Here is a 21,264-nt window from a genome sequence, read left to right on the forward strand (position 1 = left end):
TTCCATCTACGCGATACAGCAATTAGCGCACTAGATCAAAGCTATGATCCGGAGCCTGCTCCTCCATGACATCCAGTATGGTATTCACGAATTGGGTAAGCAGATTCAGCGCACCCTGGTAGCCGATAATCGGATAACGATGCAAATGATGCCTGTCGAAGATCGGAAAGCCCACACGGAGCAATGGAATTTTCGCTTCTTTCGCCGCGAACTTCAAATGGGAGCTGCCAATAGCCAGGTCCACCGGGTCCTCGAACAGCAGCGAACGCATATGCCACAAATCCTGACCACAATGCACCGTCGATTCTGCACCGTAAGGGCTGGACTTCAGCAGAAGCTCTGCTTCCTTCTCAAATTTCCGGTCCCCATTGGAGCAAACAATATGCACCGGCTCCATGCCCAGCTCCAGACAAAAGCCAATCAGGCCGATGAGCATATCCGGGTCTCCCGCCATAGCCACTCGTTTGCCGTGCAGATAAGCATGCGAATCCATCATGGCATCCACCATTCGGGCGCGCTCCTGCTTCAATGCCTCGGGAATTTCCTTTCCGGACAGACGACTGATCTCTTCAAGCAAGCGGTCTGTAGCGCGGATGCCCAGCGGTGTGGAGATGGAGGACACCTGCTGCTCCCAGGTTTGCTTCATATAGCCTAATGTTTTACGAAGAGAGTACTGCTGGATCGCCAACGTGCCGGCAGCATCTGCGGCCTTGGGCACATCCTCAAGCGGCGTTCCCCCGTAATAGTAGCTGTACTCTCCAGTAGCCCCTGAATCAAAATTACTACTGTGGTCACCCAGAATGGTATACGTAACGCCGAACATTCCCAGTATGCGCCGCATTTCCGCAAAATTGCCCGTATACCCGTCAAACCCGAGCAGTACATTCAGCTTCAATTCATGACCAGGCTGCGGCGTCCGGCCTGACTTGTTATACAGCGTCTCCAGCACAGAGCGCAGCATGGCGTCATAGCCTGTAATATGTGAACCGGAGAAGCTGGGGGTATTGGCAAAAGGAACCGGCATATCCTCGGGAAGGGCTCCCTCCTGACGGGCATTGGCCAGGAAGGCAGACAGATCATCCCCGATCACCTCTGCCATACAGGTCGTGCATACCGCAATCATCTGCGGCTGATACAAGGCAATGCAGTTCTCTATACCGTCAATGAGGTTGCGCATGCCGCCGAATACGGCGGCATCCTCGGTCATCGAGGTGGAGACGGCAGGAACAGGCTCCTTGAAGTGGCGGGCAAGATGGCTGCGGAAATAGGCCGTGCAGCCCTGTGAGCCATGAATGAACGGGAGCGTTTTTTCGAAGCCCAGCGCAGCCATAACCGCTCCCAACGGCTGACAAGCCTTGGCCGGGTTCACGACTACGGCTGTACGAGCGAAATTCTTGTCCTTGTATTCCTTGGTCTTGGTGTACTCCAGGGTGGCTCGAGCCTCCTCCGGCGAGCAAGGGGCCTCGAAGGCTCGTTTCTCCTCACGCTGGCGCACATATTTATCCTGCCGAAACAGCTGATTGTGATCGACAATATTCAGACGCTCGCTCATACCGGCACCTCCGCAGTCTGCCGGGACGGCAGCAGGCTCCATACTGGACTGTTTATGGTCATATCCATATCACGTGCAAAAATCTTGAAGCCGTCAAAGCCATGATAAGGCCCGCTGTAATCCCAAGAGTGCATTTGGCGGAAGGGAATGCCCATTTTGTGATACACGTATTTCTCCTTGACTCCGGCGCCCATTAAGTCAATATTCAGCCGCTGGGCCAATTCCTCCAGCTCATAGGCCGTTGGATCATCGTACAGAATAGTGCCTTCTTTTACATCGGGAAACGTCTTTTCGTAATCATCCTTATGGGCAAATTCATAGCCTGTAGCCACAATTTCCATACCCAGGTCCTCATAGGCACCGATGGTATGCCTTGCCCGCAGCCCGCCAATCAGAAGCATCACCTTTTTGCCTTCCAGACGTGGGCGGTATTTACGGATGACCGCCTCCATCTGCGGCATATACTGGGCGATGACCTGCTCACATTTTTCCTGAATCGTCTCGTCAAAGCGGGCAGCAATCGCTCTTAGGCTTTCCATCGTCTTCGTCGGGCCAAAGAAGTTATATTCCATCCAAGGAATTCCGTATTCCTGCTCCATCGTTGTGCACATATAATTCATGGAACGATGGCAATGGATCAGGTTGAGCTTGGATTTATGGGCAATCCCCAGCTCATTGATCGTTCCGTCACCCGACCACTGCGCTATGACCCGCAGTCCCATTTCCTCCAGCAGAATGCGCGAGGCCCAGGCATCACCGCCGATATTGTAGTCCCCGATAATGGAGACATCATAAGGCCCACATTCCTTCAGCTCCCGGCGCCCCATCAGAAAATCGCGGATAGCATCATTGGCAATGTGATGGCCCAGAGACTGACTCACCCCGCGAAAGCCCTCACAGCGTACAGGAATGACCGGAATGCCCAGCTCCTCTGTCATTTTCTTGGCCACAGCCCCGATATCATCACCAATCAGTCCGACCGGACATTCAGATTGTACGGAGATGCCCTTAGCCAGCGGGAACATCTCCTTAATTTCCCTACAGATCACCTCCAGCTTCTTATCTCCGCCGAACACGATATCCTTTTCCTGAAAATTGCTTGTAATCTGCATGGCGGTAAAATTATTGATTCCCAATATCCCATTCGCATAATTGCGTCGGGTACCCCAGCTGTATTGTCCGCAGCCGATGGGACCATGGCTAATGTGCACCATGTCTTTAATCGGGCCCCATACCACACCCTTGGAGCCTGCATAAGCACAGCCCCTTGCTGTCATGACGCCGGGCCGTGATTTCATGTTGGACTTAATGGAACAGGTTCCGCAGTTCACAAGCTCCTCATCCGCGATCTCAAAATGCTTGGTCCGGTCCTTCTTTGCCTTCTTGGGATATACCTCCAGTATTTCCTCTACGATCTGCTTTCCCTTATCCACAATACTGCTCATTTGGCCTATTCCTCCCTCCTGCAAGCTGCGCGCTCAGCTCCCCCATCATCACACAATGGTTCCGTCTTAAAGCCCCTCTGGCTGCGGTCTACTGCCCGGACGCCTCAGCTTTGTTAATTGCGGTCTCTTCATCCTCAATAATGCCGAATTCCATCAACAGATCCTCCAGCTCTTCCATGGAAATGGGCGTAGGAACCGTTAGCATGTCATTATTCAAAATCTTACCTGCCAGCTCTTCATACTCCGCAGCCTGCTTATGTTCCGGGTTATATTGGGTAACGGTCATACGGCGCAGCTCCGCGTGCTGCACAACATTGTCACGCGGCAAAAAGTGGATCATCTGCGTGTTCAGTCTTCTTGCAAGCTCTGTAATCAATTCCGCTTCCAGGTCCGTATTCCGGCTGTTGCAGATTAAGCCGCCCAAACGCACCCCGCCGCTGTTGGCATACTTCAAGATCCCGCGTGCAATATTGTTGGCAGCGTACATAGCCATCATCTCGCCTGAGCATACGATGTAGATTTCCTGTGCCTTCTTCTCCCGGATCGGCATGGCGAAGCCCCCGCACACGACGTCCCCCAGTACATCGTAGGACACGAAATCCAGCCCTTCGTAGGCGCCCTCTTCCTCCAGAAAATTAATGGCTGTGATAATGCCGCGCCCTGCACAGCCGACACCAGGCTCTGGCCCGCCGCATTCCACGTTCAAAATGTCACCGAAGCCCTTCTGGACAACATCCTCCAGCTCCAAATCCTCTACCGTGCCCCTTTCAGCCGCCAGATGCAGTACGGTCTGTTGGGCCTTCGTATTCAGAATAAGACGGGTGGAGTCTGCCTTGGGATCACAGCCTACGATCATAATTTTTTGTTTGAATTTGGTTGCGAGCTGAGCCAGTGTATTCTGCGAGGTTGTCGATTTGCCGATACCGCCTTTACCGTAAAAAGCAATTTGTCTCATATTTTCTCAGCCTCCAAAATGTTGAATGGATGAATGCTTACTTCCCTTACTGCTCTGCACAGGATACATATAACGCAGAAATTTTACATATTCCAGAACGGATTCCTCAATATCCCCGCCGCATACAATAGGCAGTACGCCAGCTTCCTGCAATGCCTCTTTGGGGGCTTCGCCTATGCCGGACGACAGCAGCAATGCACAGTCATGCACCATGGAAAGGATCTCCTTCATCGTCTCGGCCTTGTCCCCATTGCAATCGGCTTTCCCGTGGCAGTAGGATTGCACCTTACGAATGCCTATGAAATTTACGATGGTCCCGTCGCTTTCATAAATCATAAATTCCTTGGCACGACCGAAATGCTGATTCACCTTCCCTCCGCCACGACTGGTCACAGCGATTAGGACTGGCTTGGAGGCAAAGCTGGCTTCATGCTCCTTATCCCCCGATAACGGGCAGCTACAGCCAGACCCGGTTGACGGTTGTTTGTGGTGCAATTGTCCCTCCTTGCGTTCCATTCTCACTCTCACCTTCTCATCCAGTTCTTTCTGAAATTGTGCCCTTGCCCCTTCATCCATGGGAGGAGCAGCCGCAATGTTCCCCCATGTAAAATCCTGATTGCGATCCTCGCCCAGCAGTCCAATCGCATCCGCCCTGCACTGACGGCAATGGCGCATAATGACAGCTCCCGCCTCAGCACATTGCTCCTGCAGCTGCCGGACCAGACGGGGGCGGGGGGCCCGCATCCCTTCCTGCTCATACCGGCTACCGGGTGCGATGATGAGCGGCATAATGTTGTGCAGCACCGCGCCGTGCTCCTTGACCACCCTGGCTACTTCCGGCAGATGGGCATCATTGACTTCGGGAATCAGCACCGAGTTCACCTTGCACAATACGCCTCTCGAAGCCAGCATCTTCAAGCCTGCCAGCTGGCGGTCAATCAACAGCCGTGCGGCCTCCTCTCCTGCATAGCGTTTTCCTTCATCGTAGACCCATCCATAAATGCGGCTCCCCACGACGGGATCTACAGCATTGATCGTGATCGTGACATGCGAAATGCCCAACTCTACAATCCTGTCGACATGCCTGATCAAGGTAAGGCCATTCGTGCTGAGACAGAATATGACATCCTTAACTGTCTCACGGACCCGGCGGAAGGTATCGAAGGTTGCCTCCGCATTGGCCAGCGGATCTCCAGGTCCCGCAATGCCGACAACGGACAGCTGCATGAGCTGTGCCGCTACGCCATAGGTCTTGCGCGCCGCCTGCTCCGGCGTGAGCAGTTCACTGACAACGCCGGGACGACTTTCATTGACGCAATCGAATTTGCGGTTGCAATAATGGCACTGAATATTGCATGCCGGGGCCACCGGAAGATGAATGCGCGCAAAATAGCGATGTGCCTCTTCGTTATAACAGGGATGTCGTCTGAGGGCTTCTAATGCTAAGGGGGTCTCCGAGAGATCAGCTAAAGAGTCCATTCATTCCCTCCTCTCCACGTTATATTACCTAACACAAATATCTGTTTTTGTCTGGGATATAATTACATCTTAGAGACAGGGATCAATCCAGTCAATTTGCTTCTCCATGAAATCCCTGACATATATCCTCATTTCACATATGTGTCAAATTTTACGTTATATAATATATCACATACTTTACATGTCTGCGGTTACATTTCATATTCTCAATGACATCAAGCCGTAAAAAAAGAGAGTCCGTATACACGGCTCTCCTGATGAATAAGAAAATTCAAATTTTTTCGCTCCTGACATGTTGGTAAAATGCCTGCCCTCCAAATACATTCACACCCACATGTCCCTCGGTAAACGTACCATCTTCCAGGTCGATGACCTGCTCACCGTTTACGTCAACGCGAATGCGCAGGCCCTCTGCCACGATTTTAATATGATGAAACATTTCCGGCAGAACAAACCTCGGGACCTTGGCAAGCACCTGCTGATCCTCGAATCGACCGTCTTTTTTATAAAACAGACGGATGGATTTCATATTGGGGTCCACATTCAGGTAATAGCCGCTTGATCCGTCAGCATTGGCGCGGAAGAGCATGGAGCCTGCACTCCCATGTTCAGACAGCTTCACATCTGCCTCATACGTGAAATCTTTCGCCTGCTCACTGGCCATGTAATTCGCATCCATAATATAGCTTCCACGTATCCCATCCGTTGTCACGATCCACTGCGATGCGGTAACATCCGGCTTCCAGCCCGTCAGGTTGGTATGAAACACCCCGCCGTGCACTTTGACCAAGGTACTGCCACGCACCTTACCCTCCAAGTCGGAAGCTGTAATAACAGCTTCTCCGGGCGAACTCGCTTTCATTAGTGCACTTCCGTCCTCAGATGCGGTGATCTTTACAATCCCAACATTACTGGAGGCCCAAATCAACAAGTTTTCTTTTACCCCAGGCTCATTCTCCACACTCGCGTACAAACGCTTTGACTGCTCCCTCGCAAGCTCCACATACGTGTGATCCATGATCACTCTGGCGAACGAAGCATCTGGCAGCCTCCAGCTGTTTCGTAGCGCATATACACGAAGGGAAACGATTTTGACCTCACCGCCTTGGACGAAAAAGCTCATCCCTCTTCGCGCCGAATCGGGCAAGATAATATCCGAAAATACGACCTCTCCGTCATTCCCAAACACCTCGACCGAGGATTCATCCACGAATATTCTCATTTGGATTCGATTTCCGACGGGTGCAAGTGATGCTTCATGAAGCGTTGAAAACAGACTGGAGAAATCAGTAAGCCCTGAATCAGCACGGTTTACAAACAATTGTTGTACGTCTGTTTTATAGCCGACTACCGTTCTTTGCTCACCGCCATCCCATACGTAAAACCCCAAAGTCGATGCAACCCCAACGGAAGGCAGTTCGAACTCCGCTTCAATCTCATAGGCACCTGCGTTCAAACCTTCCAGTACATTCGGAGAAGATTCCGTGACGCTCTGGTTGTCTAGCGAAAATAAACCAGTACGCAGCGAAGTCAACTCAGATATCGGATGCTGTATCAAACGGATGCCTTCACGGGTTGTTTTTAGCGATAACTCTCTCGGGATGCTAAACTGCCCCTTCCAGGGAGAGGTCGGAAAGCTGAACGGGTAGTCCCAATTCGTCATCCATGCCAGCATAATGCGCCGCCCGTCGGGTACATTGGAGAAGGACATAGAGGCATAGAATTCCTTTCCCCAATCGGTTCTTAACACATTCCCAGACGAAAGATCATTAAGAAATTTGCCATCAGGCGTCAGTTCACCGATAAAATATTCTGCATCCGAGCCTTGAGTGTTCGTGCTGGCTCCAGTGCTAATCATCAGCACCCATTTAGAGGTGTTACCATCGTCTACCGGAAGCCGGAATAGATCCGGGCATTCCCACACCCCGCCACGTATATAATCGCCATAGCCGAAATTATCCGTCCATAGCCAATCTATTAGATTCGTGGAGGTAAAAAAACGGATATGATCGCCTCCTGACACGACCATGATCCAGCGCTGATGGGTTTCGTCCCATACCACTTTTGGATCACGAAAATCCCAGTTGCCAGGGTCTTCTTCACTTTTGCCCGGATTCTCTATCACAATGGGACGGTCTTTCGGGTATTGCCATGTACGCCCCCGGTCCGTGCTGTAGGCAAGACCGATTCTCTGGTTGCCCCTGGACTGATCGGGATTGAAAGAAGTATAATAAGCGATCAGTCCTTTTCCGCCATAGTCGCCGAATAAGTCGGAGGCATTGGTTAGGTCTGCTACAGCCGAGCCGGACCAGATATGGCCGAGATCATTCCACTCCAATGCAAACGGTAGCCTTTTCCAATCCAATAGATTGGTGCTGACCGCATGTGCCCATTGCCCTCCATCCTGATGGAGCAGGTGATACTCGCCTTCGAAATAAACCAATCCGTTCGGATCGCTGGCCGAACCTCTGGCAGGGGAATAATGATATTGGGGTCGGTACTTTTCTGTATAGTAATCCGGGGCCGGGGTGAGGTAGAAATCCTGAAAATAAGCTGTCCCCCCAGCTACCTTCATGCCTGTAAAACCACTGGAATAGCTATTATCCACAATGTCAATCGCCGCAGGAGTATAGCCATCTATAAATACGCGAATCCGCTCTCCATGTGCGTTGATTTCCAAACTGTGTTTGCCGCCCGTTGTACCCGGATACGTCTGCGCCGACCTTGTAATCACCGTTCCGTCCGCCTTCTTCAGTTGTACACGAACCTGATTGCCTTCGCCTTGCACAGAAGCAACATATCCATCCTTTCCGTCCTGGCTCCCTCTCAAAAATAATCCTGCCTCCATTCCCGGTTCAGAAGGATTCAGCGTCATACTCCCTTCCAGTACCAAGTCTGTAGCTGCGGAGCCATATATTTTCAACGCACCTTCTGCACTTGTTCCCTCAGCCCTCTGTCCCCTCAGGTCAGGCTCCCATTTTCCACGGATCAGCAGCGGCTCACTTACATTGGTATCCATATCACTAACCTGAATGTTCTGAAACAAGGCCGAGCCATTCCAAACATTCAGCCCCAAATATCCTGCTGTATACGTCGTATCGACTACATCCATGATTGGACTATAGCCCTCATCCCAGTACACCTGAAGATGAGATCCTTCCACGCTCACCTTGAGATGATAAATATCTCCTTTTTTAAAATCTACCCGACGTTCCTCTTTCAGTCTTTCAGTGTCTCCGACAGCATCCCGCAATCGCAACAATCCGGCATCCGGCGCGATCTGGAGCATGTAGGAGGAGCGTCCATCCTCACTGGAACGGAATACAAGCGCAGCATCTGCATGTGTGTCTATGACCATAACATCTGCTTCAAAACTAAAATCCTTTGACATTGTCCCAGACATAGCCATCACAATTTCCTGTGGCTCCGACCTCAGCAAAAGACCCTGGACGTTATCCTCCATGTGCCCCTGTCCCTTAATCTGCCAATCGGTCAGGTTCGTTCGCGTGTTTGTAAACTCCACCTTCATCCCCAACCCCCTACCTTCTAGTACGGATCAACACCGCGCATCCACTACAAAATAACTGGAAAATCCGCTGTTTAAATCGTCATGGAGAACGTCTCGTTTCAGCGTATAAAGGTTTAGAGAAAAACTCGCAATTCCCCCAATCTGTAATAAACCGTCTGTACAACAAATTTGAAAGGGCTTACAATTTCCATCTTCAATTTACCAAATCAAAATGTTATTCGTCAATGATTTTTGTAAAACAATTTATTTACATTTGACTAAAAAATACTATTAATAAGTTATTATTTTGTAATATAAAATGTATAAAATTGAATTTAAATTCATTTGTCGATTCGATGAAGATAAATATAAGTTATCAAATAAATCTTCCAAATGTAAATATTGTTTGTTCATTTGTAATGTAAAAGTTGCTATTTTATGCGAACTATTATACATTTAAGATACATTAAGGTCTGAACGGAGAGCCGTAAGAGGCAACTGTATCTCTCAAGCAATCCATTTATTAGTGAAGGTGGAACCTGTCTATGAAGAAAGAAAAAGTCACCATTCAAGACATTGCTGACGCTTTGGGAATCTCCCGAAATACCGCGTCCAAAGCGATTAACGGTAATGACAGCATCCCGGTTGATACTCGGAACAAGGTCATAAAAAAAGCCATAGAACTCAAATATAAGCAATTTGCCTATATGGAAACGGAGAGCATCATCCCGAAAAATCAAGGTAACATTGCCCTGTTCACATGCAATCTGCCGAACAGCTCACATTTTGGCTCCTTCCTCATCAGTGGTCTGGAGAAAAGAATAAGTGCAGAAGGATATAACCTGTCGATTCATATTGTGCGGGAAAATGAAGTACATGCAGGAACACTTCCTAACAATTTTGAAGCTTCCAAGGTCGATGGAATCATTTTTATTGAAATGTTTGATCCACAATATAGTGAGCTCATTACGGATTTGGGACTGCCCACGATCTTTATTGATTGCTCTGTGGACATTTTTCACCTTGATTTGAAAGCGGATTTATTGTTGATGGAAAATGAACATAGCGTTTATTCTGTCACCAAAAGCCTGATTGATGAAGGATTTACACGGATCGGTTTTGCTGGGAATTATAAGCATTGCAAAAGCTTCAACGAGCGGTGGATTGGATATAACCGAGCTTTAATCGAAGCGGGTCTAGATGTGGATTTATCTTGCTGTATCGTCGATCAGGACCGAAATTTTTTCTCCGAATCGGATTGGATGGATAAACAATTGGAGGGCATGAAGGTGCTACCATCTGCGTTCGTGTGCGCCAATGATTTTATTGCCGTCAGTGTCATGAAAGCGCTCAAAAATAAAAATTTGAAAATTCCTGCGGATATTGCTGTGTTTGGGTTTGATAACGCTCCTGAATCCCGGATTGTGGAGCCTCATTTATCTACCGTCCATATCTACAATAACGAGATGGGCATTACGGCGGCTGAGATGCTATTGGCACGGGTCAAAGATCCTTCCCGACCTTATCAAATCACGCATATCAAAACAGAGCCGATATTTAGAGAGTCCACTCCAGCTTTACAAATAGAAGGGTAGGAGTAAAAGAGGTGTTCTAACGACGCTCCGCGTTCTATGCTGCTGTTAATGCTTTAAAAACGCAAAAAGGCAAGCGTCTAAATACTTGAGAGGCTTGCCCTTTTTCTAAACCCATTAACTAATTTTATGTGGTAAAGTCTTAGTCTTACTCTACCTCTATTTCCTTCGCATCTATTTCCTTTATCTCTACCTCCGTTGTCTCTGTATCTTCTGCCTCTGCCTCATCCACCTCATCACTGCTCTCTTCCTCCATCAAAGCTCTTGGCGTGTAGAGCTTGGGAATCGGCACATTCGCCCAATTCATATCGGATGCAAGGTAAAAGCTTGTATAGGATGGCTGGTTATAGGCCGAATTCTGGCGGGCCACGTCCGCCCGATACTGCGGATCATGCATCAACGTGTATAATTTATGTGTTGTAGGTTCGGCGCTCACATAGATACGGATCGCCGAGCTATCCGCTGTACGGACAAGCATTTCCTCGCGCCAATCTCCGAAAACGTCCGCAACCAGCGATGGCGTTCCTTTCGTATAATTGTTCGTTTTAGTTCCAGTTGCGGTCAACAGTGTGCCCCGTCTCCAGTCCTCAATGGTTGGAGTCACGTCAATCGCTCCGTTTACGATTTGGGTGGTCATATCGGCGGCCCATTTGATATTCATATTGGTGCCCGGCATCTTCGTATCGAGCTGTTTACCCGTAGCAGTCCACAAGCCCATGGCCCAGGTTTCCAGCCCTCGCTGTTCAGGGTCTATATCACCGATCATTCCCCGGCCTGTATCTTTACCGGAATATCCTCCGTAAATGACTTTGCCCGTTTTGGCATCCCTTAGAGCATAACCATAAGGAGCATAGATACCGCCCTCATACACCATAAAGATTTCCTTACCTGGTCGATCCGGGTCAATGTCCGTCACATGCAGCGCATCGCCATGTCCCAGTCTAGCTGTTTGGCCCGGAATCGCGCTTTCAGGAGGCATGACATCAAACGAGCTGTACAGCAAGCTGCCATCATGGTCGATCGTGGCGGCGCCGTACACGATTTCGTCCTTTCCGTCACCGTCCACATCCGAGACGCTAAACGAATGCGCTCCCTGTGTGGTCAAAGTACCGAATTGCGAGTCCGTTCCGTCACGCCCGTGCGGACTGTCGTTAAACGGATTCGTCATCGGCGCCCAGCCGCTGTCCACCATCCAGTGCTTTTGGAGATGGCGTCCATCCCACGTGTAGGTGACCAGCGTGGAACGCGTATAATAGCCGCGTGCAAATACGGCATAAGGCTTGCGTCCGTCCAGATAAGCCACTCCTGCCAGGAAGCGGTCCACACGGTTGGCGGGTTCAATTCGGGCCATAGCGTAATCGCCCCACTTGAGCCCATCGTCATAACGCTCCGGCTCATAGCGGACGGTATCCAGCTCAGCCCCCGTTTTTCCTTTGAAAATAGTCAAATACTCCGGTCCATCCACAATGAAGCCTTCGAACTCTCTCAGCTTGTTTTTGCCGCTCCGTGCAGGCGCATATACATCCATAAAGTAGTCTGTCAGGCTTTCTGCATCCTTTCGAGATAACGGATAATTATACTTCGGAGCGATACCAAAGCATTCCTCTAGCGTAGCAGGCCATTGTCCCTTGACCACTTCTTCATGCTTCGTCCAGTTCATAAACATGTTCACCACATGCTCATAATAATCCGAGCGACTTAAACGGTAATCGTCCTTGTGCGTAATCCCTGCTTTACGATCCTCACGAGGCAGGGTAATATATTTTTCTTTTTTCGGCTTGCCCTTCTTATCAAAAGAAATCGTTTTGGTACCCGGAGCCGTTTTGAACATCAGCTCAGCTTTACCATCGCCGTCAAAATCGTACACCATCATCTGTGTATAATGCGCACCTGATCGAATATTCACACCCAGGTCAATCCGATATAACAGCTTGCCTTCGACCGTATATGCATCGACATACGTATTTCCGGTATACCCCTTTTGAGATACATCTTTGGAGTTGGACGGGTCCCATTTCACAAAAAATTCATATTGCCCGTCTCCGTCCACATCCCCCACACTCATATCGTTGGCCGAATAGGTATAGGATTCACCTGCTGGCGTTACTCCATCGGCAGGCTTTTGGAGAGGAAGTTCATAGTAACCCTGCTGCCACGGCGTCACTTTGGCGCTGCGATCCTTTTCCCGCCCATTAACGACCGAAGCCACGCTGTACACTGCATTTCCGGTTCCTTCCTTATCAACATAGTTGGTGCTGTCGGTTACCGTCGCGATCTTCTTGCCGTCACGGTATACGTTAAAGTCTGCTCCCGTCAGCCCTGTTGAGCCGTAGCCCTTCACTTCCTGGGCCAGCAACCGCCAGCTTAAAAATACCCCCTCCTGCGTCACCGCAGCTATCAGTCCCCGATCCAGCTTTTCCAGTTGGATGCTGCCGCTACGGTTCTGTTCAGCAGCGATTGTTGATTCCGCCTGTAGCGTCGTCGGTTCGGGCAAGTCTTCCGCAGCCACCGCTTCAGTCATACCCGTCATCGCCAGCATCGCTGCCAACGCGGCGGTCAAGCTCCCCCTTCGCCATGCGCCTTTCCTTTGAGCCATCCAAGTCGTCCTCCTCAATTGTGTTGTGATGACAAGCAAGTACGCCAAGATGATTGCGCTTACAAAATTTAAATTCTTTATTATTATAGTTTTGCAGTTCTCCCAAAGGCGTTTAAATATCCGGGGATTTCTCTTCACAAATCCGTGTTGTTTGCGGCCAAAAGAAACGAACCCATTTCTGATACGGAATACCCGATACGGCCAAGCTCCCCATTAAGGCTGAGGAAGTAGGCAAAATCATATTTGAAAATCCATCTCCCAATTGGAAAGCAAGCACTGTCGTCTGGCGAGTAATGCCGATCAAGATGACCAACAGGATGGCACGAAGCCACAGCCCTGAAAAAATAGGAATTTGCGCAATCGCCTGTGCCAAGCCGACATTAAATGGATTCAGCAGACCAGCGGTAAATCCGCACAAAGCCCCCAACGAAATCATAGCTGTACCCGTCATCGCATCAAATTTCAACGCCCGGGCGAAAGAAACTCGCTTTTAAAGCGACCGCTTCGCTTGTACAGCACCATTCCGCCTACTCCGTTTACTTGTACATTTTTTAGTTCAGCTTGCATAGAAGAAGCTCACCGAAGGATGAAAAGCATCTCCCATCAAGTGAGCTTCTTTTGGGTTCTTAATGTGGAACAAAGGAACTAAAATCATCCCGGCTCGACTGATCCGCATGATAAAACGCTACATCCCCATCCTGTAAAAGAAAGGTATGTCCATACGGGTCTTTTACTTCTCTCCGGTAGCCTTCCAGTTGCCACTGGTTCAGCAGCGGGCCGTTAATATACTGCAAATGTGGATGCTCGGTATCCCCCTGACGGAGCGACTCCAAATTGAAGTTAACAATGATGTAGCCCGTTTTCTTAAATATGCTCGCATGCTCGTTTAGCTCCCGGCGACGGCTTTCTTCACGTAAATCCGTCCCTTTAGGAACCACGTATACATCAGCAGGCAAGCTATATTCGCCATACCAGCGCTGAATCGACGCATTGGCACGGTCGACATCGACTCCATCCGGCAGGTCCGTCTTGGGACCGATCAAGGTACGCACCGCCGCAGGCAGCACCAGCCAATCGTAACGGCCGATCCACGTCTTGCTGCGCATGATACGCTGGGCATACAAGGAAACATAGCGTTCCAGCGTCGACTGGCTCCGCTGTGCTTCACTCAGCTCATGCTTGTATTGATAGGCTGCTGTATCCTGCATTTCCTCTGTCGGTACATTGCGCAGCCTCTCATTTAAAATGACATATCGCTTCTCCCGATCCTCCGCCGATCCCAATCGGATGAACTTGCGGCTCCCCGCATGTGTATACAGCTCCACCTCTTCTCGCTGACGCCCATCTTTGCTCACCCAATAGAATGATGGCGTGATGCGGATACCATCCTTAGGGCTGAACATATTCCCTTTGGTTTTGAGGTCAAACTTGAAGTGGTAGCCTGTCTTGATCGCCACATTTTGGTAGCCTTCATGCGGATGACTGCCAGGACGGACAGGCAAGGTAAACGGCTCCTGATTCCCCCTTGGCAATCCGTCGATGTTCCCTAGTCCCGTCCAATAGGACAGTCCGCTATGCACCGGACTTCCTTTGCGCTGTCGGAACACCCGCTCCCAATGGTAGTCGGCAATATCCGTGATATGAAAATCATACATCCGTCCGATGACCTCGATCTCTACCACATCATTGGCGACATGATGCTCGATATCCGTATTGGCATGACGCTGCTCAGTGAACCCGTCCGGTGCGTTTTCCGCAATCGTACGAAACTCAACGGTATAATTCCCTTCATCCACCCATACGGGCAAATAGAAGTCTGTGTCCAGTTGCCTTACCGGAATGTCGATCCAGGTTCCATGCGGATAGAATTGAGTTTTCCCCTTGTCGTACACATCAAACGGAAATCGCACCTGCTTGGTTCGCACATATTTGGCATACTCCCGATCACCATAGCCGGGAATATTCAGATGCGGACCCGCCGTTGAAATCGTCACGCGGAAAGGACGTTCCAGAATGAGTGCCGATCGGCCTTTCGTCGGTTGGGTTTTCTGGTTGTGGGCCGCATCGTCTGACACACTTGAAAGATTCACCACGGGCGTATGGACGGTCACGGTGTTGATCCCTTGGATCGGCAAAGTCTTATCTGCACCGCCATTGATATTTCCTTTTAAAATCGCATAGGTGATATCACCGCTACTAGGCGTATTGGGCCTATTGATCTTGTGCTTTTCAATCACATGGCCCGGGCTATAGAGGGTATCCGGACCGATTTTTACGGGTTCAGGGATTTTGCCAGGAGTCGGGCCCTTTTCCTTGACACGCTGATGTTCCATGATCGTCTGACCGTTGAATTTCACAGTATCGTTTTCCACTTCTACGTCTGGTGTAGCCTTCTGGGCCACAGGCTCCAGTGACCTTTGTTCATTGGGCACCTTCGGCATACTCTTGCCGCCATAAATATAAAGTGAACCCCCATCGATAATCCCCGGCGAAGGAGCCGGATAGTATTTTCCGTTGTTCGCTGATTCTACAGACGGCGGCGTGTAATTCCGTGGTGGAATCGTAATACTACCTCCCGGCAGTGCATAGTTGCGTAGCTGCGCGTTCTTGATACCGTACACCTCGAGGTTGTCGATCGTCCAGTAGGAGTACGGTTTTACAATTTCGTATTTGTAATATTCCACGACCTTCATGTGCCGGGTATCGTTAATATCTTCCCATTCCAGATCATACGTGCGCTTCAGCTTGACGTTGTAGGTGCATTCGCCCTTGAGCTGTTGGTAGGTGTTTTGAAACAGGTAATTCCGGGCCAGCACGTTTCCATACAGGCTTTCAGAGGTCGGGATGCCCTTGGCTACATCAAAGCGTGACGCGCCTCGCTGGTCGGCCTTTATGACCGCAGAAACCATCGGGTCAAGGTATTTGTCCGACTGGCTACCGCTAGGCGTAGGTCGGGTACATTTCGTGTCTGGAGGAGGCTCCTTCTCTTTGTAGTAAAGATTGACCGTGTACTGCTCAAACTTGCCGTCATACGTCAATGCCGGGAGCTGACCGGGCGTAATGTTGCCACTTGGAGGCGCCCCGGTGGAGCTTTTCTTGTAGCCCACGTATTCGTAATTTTCATCACTTCCTGGAGTAAAATCATACGTTTGACCAACTTTCAGGTCTTCGTGGCGTGGTGGAAATACGTTGTCAAGCGATTTTCCTGTCTCGGTATAATGCTTCACGGTCAGGCCGCCGTCTAACTGAATTTTAAACAAGACAGGTACAAAAATACGCCAAGCCTTAACTTCTTCAACACAGTTAGGGCAAGATTCATCTTTTATATTTTTAGGACTATCAGCATCGAGCATCATATTAACAGTAATAGGAATTACAGTAGATTCAGTTCCAATACCTTGCTTTTGGAAAGGCTGAATATCATTATTAGTCGTCCCAATACTCATGGGAAACAAGTAATCCAAATAGTCATCTTGCCGAGATTTCTTAAAATATTCGATATAGTCAGGATTATCTTGATTTTTCTCCGGCTCATACAGTGAAGCTTCAACGCTCTTTATTTTACGTCCCGGGAACTGGAATTTGTACTTGAACGTGGCTTCACCATGCATATGCTTGTTAGGCTCCTTCTTTTGGGTCACCCATTCCCCACCTGTGTTCCTCCACATGTCAAAGTACATCATGCCGACAAAATAACGATCATTCTTATCTGCAAAGTAAGACAGTGGTGTAATTTCCGACTCGGCTGCCGCCTTGTTCGTAGAAAAAGAAAAAGGTGGGAGCTGCAACAGTAGCAGTACTCCCACCAGCAATACGGCCAGAATGCGTTGTGTCTTCTTCATGCGCTTAATTACCTTTCCACGGGTTGACCATCATTGGGATGTAACCTTCCGATGCAAGAGGAAATCCAATATATTGAACGTCCTGTAGCTTGAATGATTTGTAATTTTTATCACCTTGAAACAATTCATCTGACGACGAATAGATCGGATAATACTGCATTTTTGTTCCATCTCCGTTATCAGTGGTCAACTGATCAACAGCATATCGGTGTCTTGTTTCATTGGATTTCGTTATAAAGAAAATACTTCCCGTTGTAGACTCAGTTTTCACTCTCACTTTCAAGTAAGGTGTCCCCTTAGCGTTAGTGTATGGCTCAACAGAATAAATATCTCTAAGCAGCTTTATCGGTAAATCAGATTGCTTAAAAATCACTACTTTATCGTAAGTTCCACCGTATGGTTTTTTCAGAAGATACGAATTGGTCGCAAATGCTTTTTTATACGGTTCAATGCTCGCAGGTTGAAGTCCCTTATTCTCCAGCGCTACAATTTCCTTCTTCCCAATCCAAACCCAACGGCTAATCTTATCCCATTCCACCGTCTGACCTAAGCCTTCACTTACCAGCCGTAGCGGTACAAAAGTACGGTTCTGCTTCAAAATAATCTTCGTCTCATATGTTTTACTCTGTCCATCCACGGTAGCCGTGTTCTGTCCCACCGTCATGTTGACCAAATGCACGTCATTCTTAATCGACACAGCCAACTGACCGCCTGCTTTCTCCCAGCCTACCTTAGCCCCCAGCGCTTCGGATACAAAACGAATAGGAACCATCACATAATCATTATCATCCTGAAATGGTTTAGCGTCCGGAAACTGTATTTTTTTCGCATTCAATAATACTTCAATCGGTTTGGAGCTACTTGCTGCTTCCGTCGTTGGAATTGTACTTGTTGCTCCCCATAGCAATGTGACTGCGGTCAAACTCAACATCCATTTTTTCATACTCATCTCTCTATCCCCTTTGTCTGCTTAAACTATAAACTATGTACTATCAGTCCTAATCCCACGAACTTATCACATCCCCACTTTCGGAAAATAATGGATACAACTTATATATTATATGGTTTCTCTATCACAAAATCTATAAGAAAAACTTCTAATATCAAGCATTCTAAAAAAGCCGCACTACATTTCCCCAAAATCTCAACAAAAAAGGGCTGCCTCTCCCCTATAAGGAAGAAACAGCCCGTGTGCTTCACGCGCAATAAACTATAAATATATCAGTTCAAACCATAATGATTGTTCCAGCATCATCCAATATTTCTTCCATCATAAATCATAACTGACTAAAAATCAAACATTACTTTTTTCTCACGAAACATCTTAAATATCATTCATACAAACCTGAACTGCCAGTTTGATATAGCTGCTCATACACGTCCTGTTTAACCACTATCAGTAAAAATCGGCAATGTAAGCGTTACAACTCCAATGTACAAATCCTTTTCCATTGGTAAAATCAACATTTTCAACCGATTTATATATAATTTCAACCTATAGTGGGATGAGTTACGGCGGTGGGCAGCGAGCGCTACGCGTGCAGATTGTTCTTCCGATCGCTGTTATCCCCGGATTTATCTATTGAATAGAATCTATAAAGGGTAAAATCCGGGGATAGCCTATGCTTACGATGCGAGCTTTCCTCTAGAAAGCTTTTAGCCGAGCGGAAAGAGGGCTTGTAGCTTCTTGATTTGTAAAGAAAAAGGAGCCCCTCCTGCTCCTTTTTTCATTATAAAAGTTATACTAAAAAATAGAACAAGTCGAACACATCAACTCAATATGAATGGAATATTTCATGATCATTAACAAGCAAGAATTTTATGTGAATGGGCTAAATTATACCGTTAGATCGGCAATCGACAAGGATGCGGCAGATTTATCTGAATTAAGATTACAGATTGATGGAGAAACAGAAAATTTGGATAGAGAGCAAGGGGAGGCATTTATAGATACATCGGGGTTTGAACAGATTATACAAACGGACACTGTAAAACCAAGAAATTTATTTTTAGTTGCTGTAGTTGGTGAACGAATCGTGGGGTTTTCAAGATGCGAAGGAATTTATTTAAATAGATTCGCTCATAAAGTAGAATTTGGAGTCTGCGTATGTAAAGAATTTTGGAGATATGGTATGGGGAAAAATCTGCTGAAAGCATCTATCGACTGGGCTGATTCCAATGGCATTCAAAAAATGGCATTGAATGTTTTAGAAACAAACCATAAGGCCATTGCACTGTATAAAAAACTGGGGTTTGAGAGCGAAGGTATATTAAAAAAGGACAAAATTCTGTCCGACGGTAAGTACCACAACACAGTTATGATGGGACGATTTAATGAATAATTCCAGAAATAAAGCTCCTGTGAATCATCACGGGAGCTTTATTTTGCATGTTATGCCTTTTTACCTGTAACGTTTAGGATTATCTGTCTGATCAAGAATAAAGTCGATACTCACTTTGTGGAAATCCGCCAATTTGATCAAGACAACACTCGGGACGTCCAGGTTCCCATTTTCATATCGGGAATACGTAAGAAGTTAGCCAAGGTCTATTGCTTTATCTATTTAAAATGAACTAAAGAATAAGCCAAGTTGAACAAGAACGGAGTGGGCGGAATGGTGCTGTACAAGCGATAGCGTTCGCCTTTGTGCCCGGATTTCAACCTTCTTAGCTTAATTAAGAAATCTGGGCGCAACAGCGATGGGAAGCACCATCCGACCGCGTAGTGGCGCGTAGTGGCACCTCATGTACATCTTTAGCTAGCTTATATACTAAAAAACTCTATGCGAAAAGCGCATAAATATCAACATGTAGCTTACTTATGCCGTATACTTTGCCTTGGGTGATGGATTTACGTGAGGACAAAGACTTAACACAATAGTATTCATAGGGAGGCATAATGAAAATGATTTTGGAGGATATGTATTATGGGAATTGGCGTCCTAGTGAACAAATAAAGTCAACCGAACCTGAGTCTCAAAAAGTGAATCAAAAGATTAGTGATCTTATGGAGATATTGAAAAATAAATTACCAGAAGTCGATTTTGAGCAAATTGAAGTCATGTTTGATTTATTGAGCGAGTCAACTTCCCTGCACTCCGCAGCAGCATTTATCCACGGGTATCGAACGGGGGCCTTAACGATGATTGAAATATTTAGCGGGGAGAAGGAATTTGCGAATATTAATAAACCATGAAACGAGTGCGTTCCGCACCAATTATGATGGGAAGATTTAACGGATGACTTCAAAAGAAAAAGCACTTCAAGCGGCAAAATTGACCTTCTGCCTTGAAGTGCTTTGCTTTATACAAATCTTTTTACTTCGCTTCTGCCACTGGTATTGTGCCAGTTGTTCCTTGACCACGGCGGGGTCAGCTTAACGACCTGATACCTGCCCTACACTTTCTGCTTAAAAACATGTTGCCTGCACAGCTGGTCGGTGAGCGGAGCGGGCAGAATTGTTCTGAAGAAGCGTGAGCGATCGGAAGAACAATCTGCACGCGCAGCGTCTCCCCTGAGAACAACTATTTTTTTAAGCCTCCACCCGATTCAAAAACACCTTTGTCCGCTCCAGCTGGGGATTGCCGAATATCTGCTCCGGCGTACCGGATTCCGCAATTTCTCCATTGTCCATAAAAATGACACGATCCGCCACATCTCTCGCAAAGTTCATTTCGTGGGTCACAATGACCATCGTCATATGCTCCTCAGCCAGCTTTTTGATAACACGCAGCACCTCGCCCGTCAGCTCGGGATCAAGGGCCGAGGTCGGTTCGTCGAATAGCAAAATGTCGGGATTCATCATCATTGCCCGGGCAATCGCCACACGCTGCTTCTGTCCACCCGACAGCCGGGATGGATACGCATCCGCTTTATCCGCCAAGCCGACTTTAGCCAGCAGCTCAGCGCTTTGACGACGCAGTTCAGCCTTGCTAACCTTTTTCACCAGCTTCGGAGCCAGCTCCAGATTATCCTGCACCGTCAAGTGAGGGAACAGATTAAAATGCTGGAACACCATGCCCATCCCGGTAGTAATGCCCTTAATGTCACCTGCTGGAGCGTACTGACCGTTTTCCACCAGTGCTTTATCATGGATGCGGATCGTCCCGCCCGTCACATCTTCCAGGTGTACCAAACTACGGAGCATGGTACTTTTTCCTGAACCCGAAGGACCGATGACAGCTACAACCTCGCCCGCCTTAACATTAAAGCTCACTCTTTTCAGAACGTCGAGCTTGCCGAACGATTTTTTCAAATCGGTTACTTCAATTGCGTTAGTGTTCATATCCCGACAT

The 21,264-nt window shown here is 48.1% G+C and carries 13 protein-coding genes and 1 pseudogene; 3 read left to right on the forward strand and 11 right to left on the reverse strand.

The window, feature by feature from the left end:
* Positions 1 to 22: 22 nt before the first annotated feature.
* The 5 genes from nifK to L696_RS0107560 form a co-directional block, all read right to left on the reverse strand.
* Complete coding sequence (nifK, locus tag L696_RS0107540) at positions 23 to 1,552, reverse strand: nitrogenase molybdenum-iron protein subunit beta (protein WP_025683100.1); 1,530 nt, start codon at positions 1,550 to 1,552, stop codon at positions 23 to 25.
* Positions 1,549 to 2,997, reverse strand: coding sequence for a nitrogenase molybdenum-iron protein alpha chain (gene nifD / locus L696_RS0107545; protein WP_025683101.1), 1,449 nt, complete (start codon positions 2,995 to 2,997; stop codon positions 1,549 to 1,551). The genes nifK and nifD overlap by 4 nt, the downstream gene beginning before the upstream one ends.
* An 88-nt stretch (positions 2,998 to 3,085) precedes the next feature.
* Positions 3,086 to 3,952, reverse strand: coding sequence for a nitrogenase iron protein (nifH, locus tag L696_RS0107550; RefSeq protein WP_025683102.1), 867 nt, complete (start codon positions 3,950 to 3,952; stop codon positions 3,086 to 3,088).
* 6 nt (positions 3,953 to 3,958) lie between these two features.
* Positions 3,959 to 5,431, reverse strand: a complete 1,473-nt coding sequence (nifB, locus tag L696_RS0107555) for a nitrogenase cofactor biosynthesis protein NifB (RefSeq protein ID WP_025683103.1) — start codon at positions 5,429 to 5,431, stop codon at positions 3,959 to 3,961.
* A gap of 271 nt (positions 5,432 to 5,702) precedes the next feature.
* A complete protein-coding gene (locus L696_RS0107560) occupies positions 5,703 to 8,960 on the reverse strand; it encodes a glycoside hydrolase family 32 protein (RefSeq protein ID WP_025683104.1) in 3,258 nt (1,085 codons plus the stop codon).
* A 524-nt stretch (positions 8,961 to 9,484) separates the two neighbouring features.
* Between L696_RS0107560 and L696_RS0107565 the strand changes: the two genes are divergently transcribed.
* Positions 9,485 to 10,534 carry a substrate-binding domain-containing protein gene (locus tag L696_RS0107565; protein ID WP_025683105.1) on the forward strand — a complete coding sequence of 350 codons (1,050 nt, stop codon included), beginning with the start codon at positions 9,485 to 9,487 and terminating at the stop codon, positions 10,532 to 10,534.
* Between the two features lie 145 nt (positions 10,535 to 10,679).
* Here the strand turns inward: L696_RS0107565 and L696_RS0107570 are convergent, their stop codons facing one another.
* From L696_RS0107570 to L696_RS0107585, 4 genes are all read right to left on the reverse strand, one after another.
* On the reverse strand, positions 10,680 to 13,127 hold the full coding sequence (locus tag L696_RS0107570) for a rhamnogalacturonan lyase (RefSeq protein ID WP_049827305.1): 2,448 nt from the start codon (positions 13,125 to 13,127) through the stop codon (positions 10,680 to 10,682).
* 112 nt (positions 13,128 to 13,239) lie between these two features.
* Positions 13,240 to 13,578, reverse strand: coding sequence for a hypothetical protein (locus L696_RS0107575; protein WP_025683106.1), 339 nt, complete (start codon positions 13,576 to 13,578; stop codon positions 13,240 to 13,242).
* A gap of 175 nt (positions 13,579 to 13,753) precedes the next feature.
* Positions 13,754 to 16,969: a DUF5704 domain-containing protein gene (locus tag L696_RS0107580; RefSeq protein WP_025683107.1), complete on the reverse strand. Its 3,216-nt coding sequence runs from the start codon at positions 16,967 to 16,969 to the stop codon at positions 13,754 to 13,756.
* A gap of 4 nt (positions 16,970 to 16,973) precedes the next feature.
* Positions 16,974 to 17,918, reverse strand: coding sequence for a copper amine oxidase N-terminal domain-containing protein (locus L696_RS0107585; protein ID WP_025683108.1), 945 nt, complete (start codon positions 17,916 to 17,918; stop codon positions 16,974 to 16,976).
* An 847-nt stretch (positions 17,919 to 18,765) separates the two neighbouring features.
* Here L696_RS0107585 and L696_RS0107590 point away from each other — a divergent pair.
* On the forward strand, positions 18,766 to 19,311 hold the full coding sequence (locus L696_RS0107590; protein WP_025683109.1) for a GNAT family N-acetyltransferase: 546 nt from the start codon (positions 18,766 to 18,768) through the stop codon (positions 19,309 to 19,311).
* Between the two features lie 60 nt (positions 19,312 to 19,371).
* Here L696_RS0107590 and L696_RS31820 read toward each other — a convergent pair.
* Positions 19,372 to 19,500: pseudogene (locus L696_RS31820) on the reverse strand (helix-turn-helix domain-containing protein); the annotation flags it as partial.
* A 374-nt stretch (positions 19,501 to 19,874) separates the two neighbouring features.
* On the opposite strand from L696_RS31820, the gene L696_RS0107595 reads away from it, so the two are divergent.
* The gene (locus L696_RS0107595) at positions 19,875 to 20,165 is read left to right on the forward strand and encodes a DUF6809 family protein (protein ID WP_025683110.1); all 291 of its coding nucleotides are present in this window, start codon (positions 19,875 to 19,877) and stop codon (positions 20,163 to 20,165) included.
* 336 nt (positions 20,166 to 20,501) lie between these two features.
* On the opposite strand, the gene L696_RS0107600 is transcribed toward L696_RS0107595, so the two are convergent.
* Positions 20,502 to 21,254, reverse strand: coding sequence for an amino acid ABC transporter ATP-binding protein (locus tag L696_RS0107600; RefSeq protein ID WP_025683111.1), 753 nt, complete (start codon positions 21,252 to 21,254; stop codon positions 20,502 to 20,504).
* Positions 21,255 to 21,264 lie beyond the last annotated feature (10 nt).

The sequence above is a fragment of the Paenibacillus maysiensis genome (assembly GCF_000520815.1).
GTDB classification, from domain to species: Bacteria; Bacillota; Bacilli; order Paenibacillales; family Paenibacillaceae; genus Paenibacillus; species Paenibacillus maysiensis.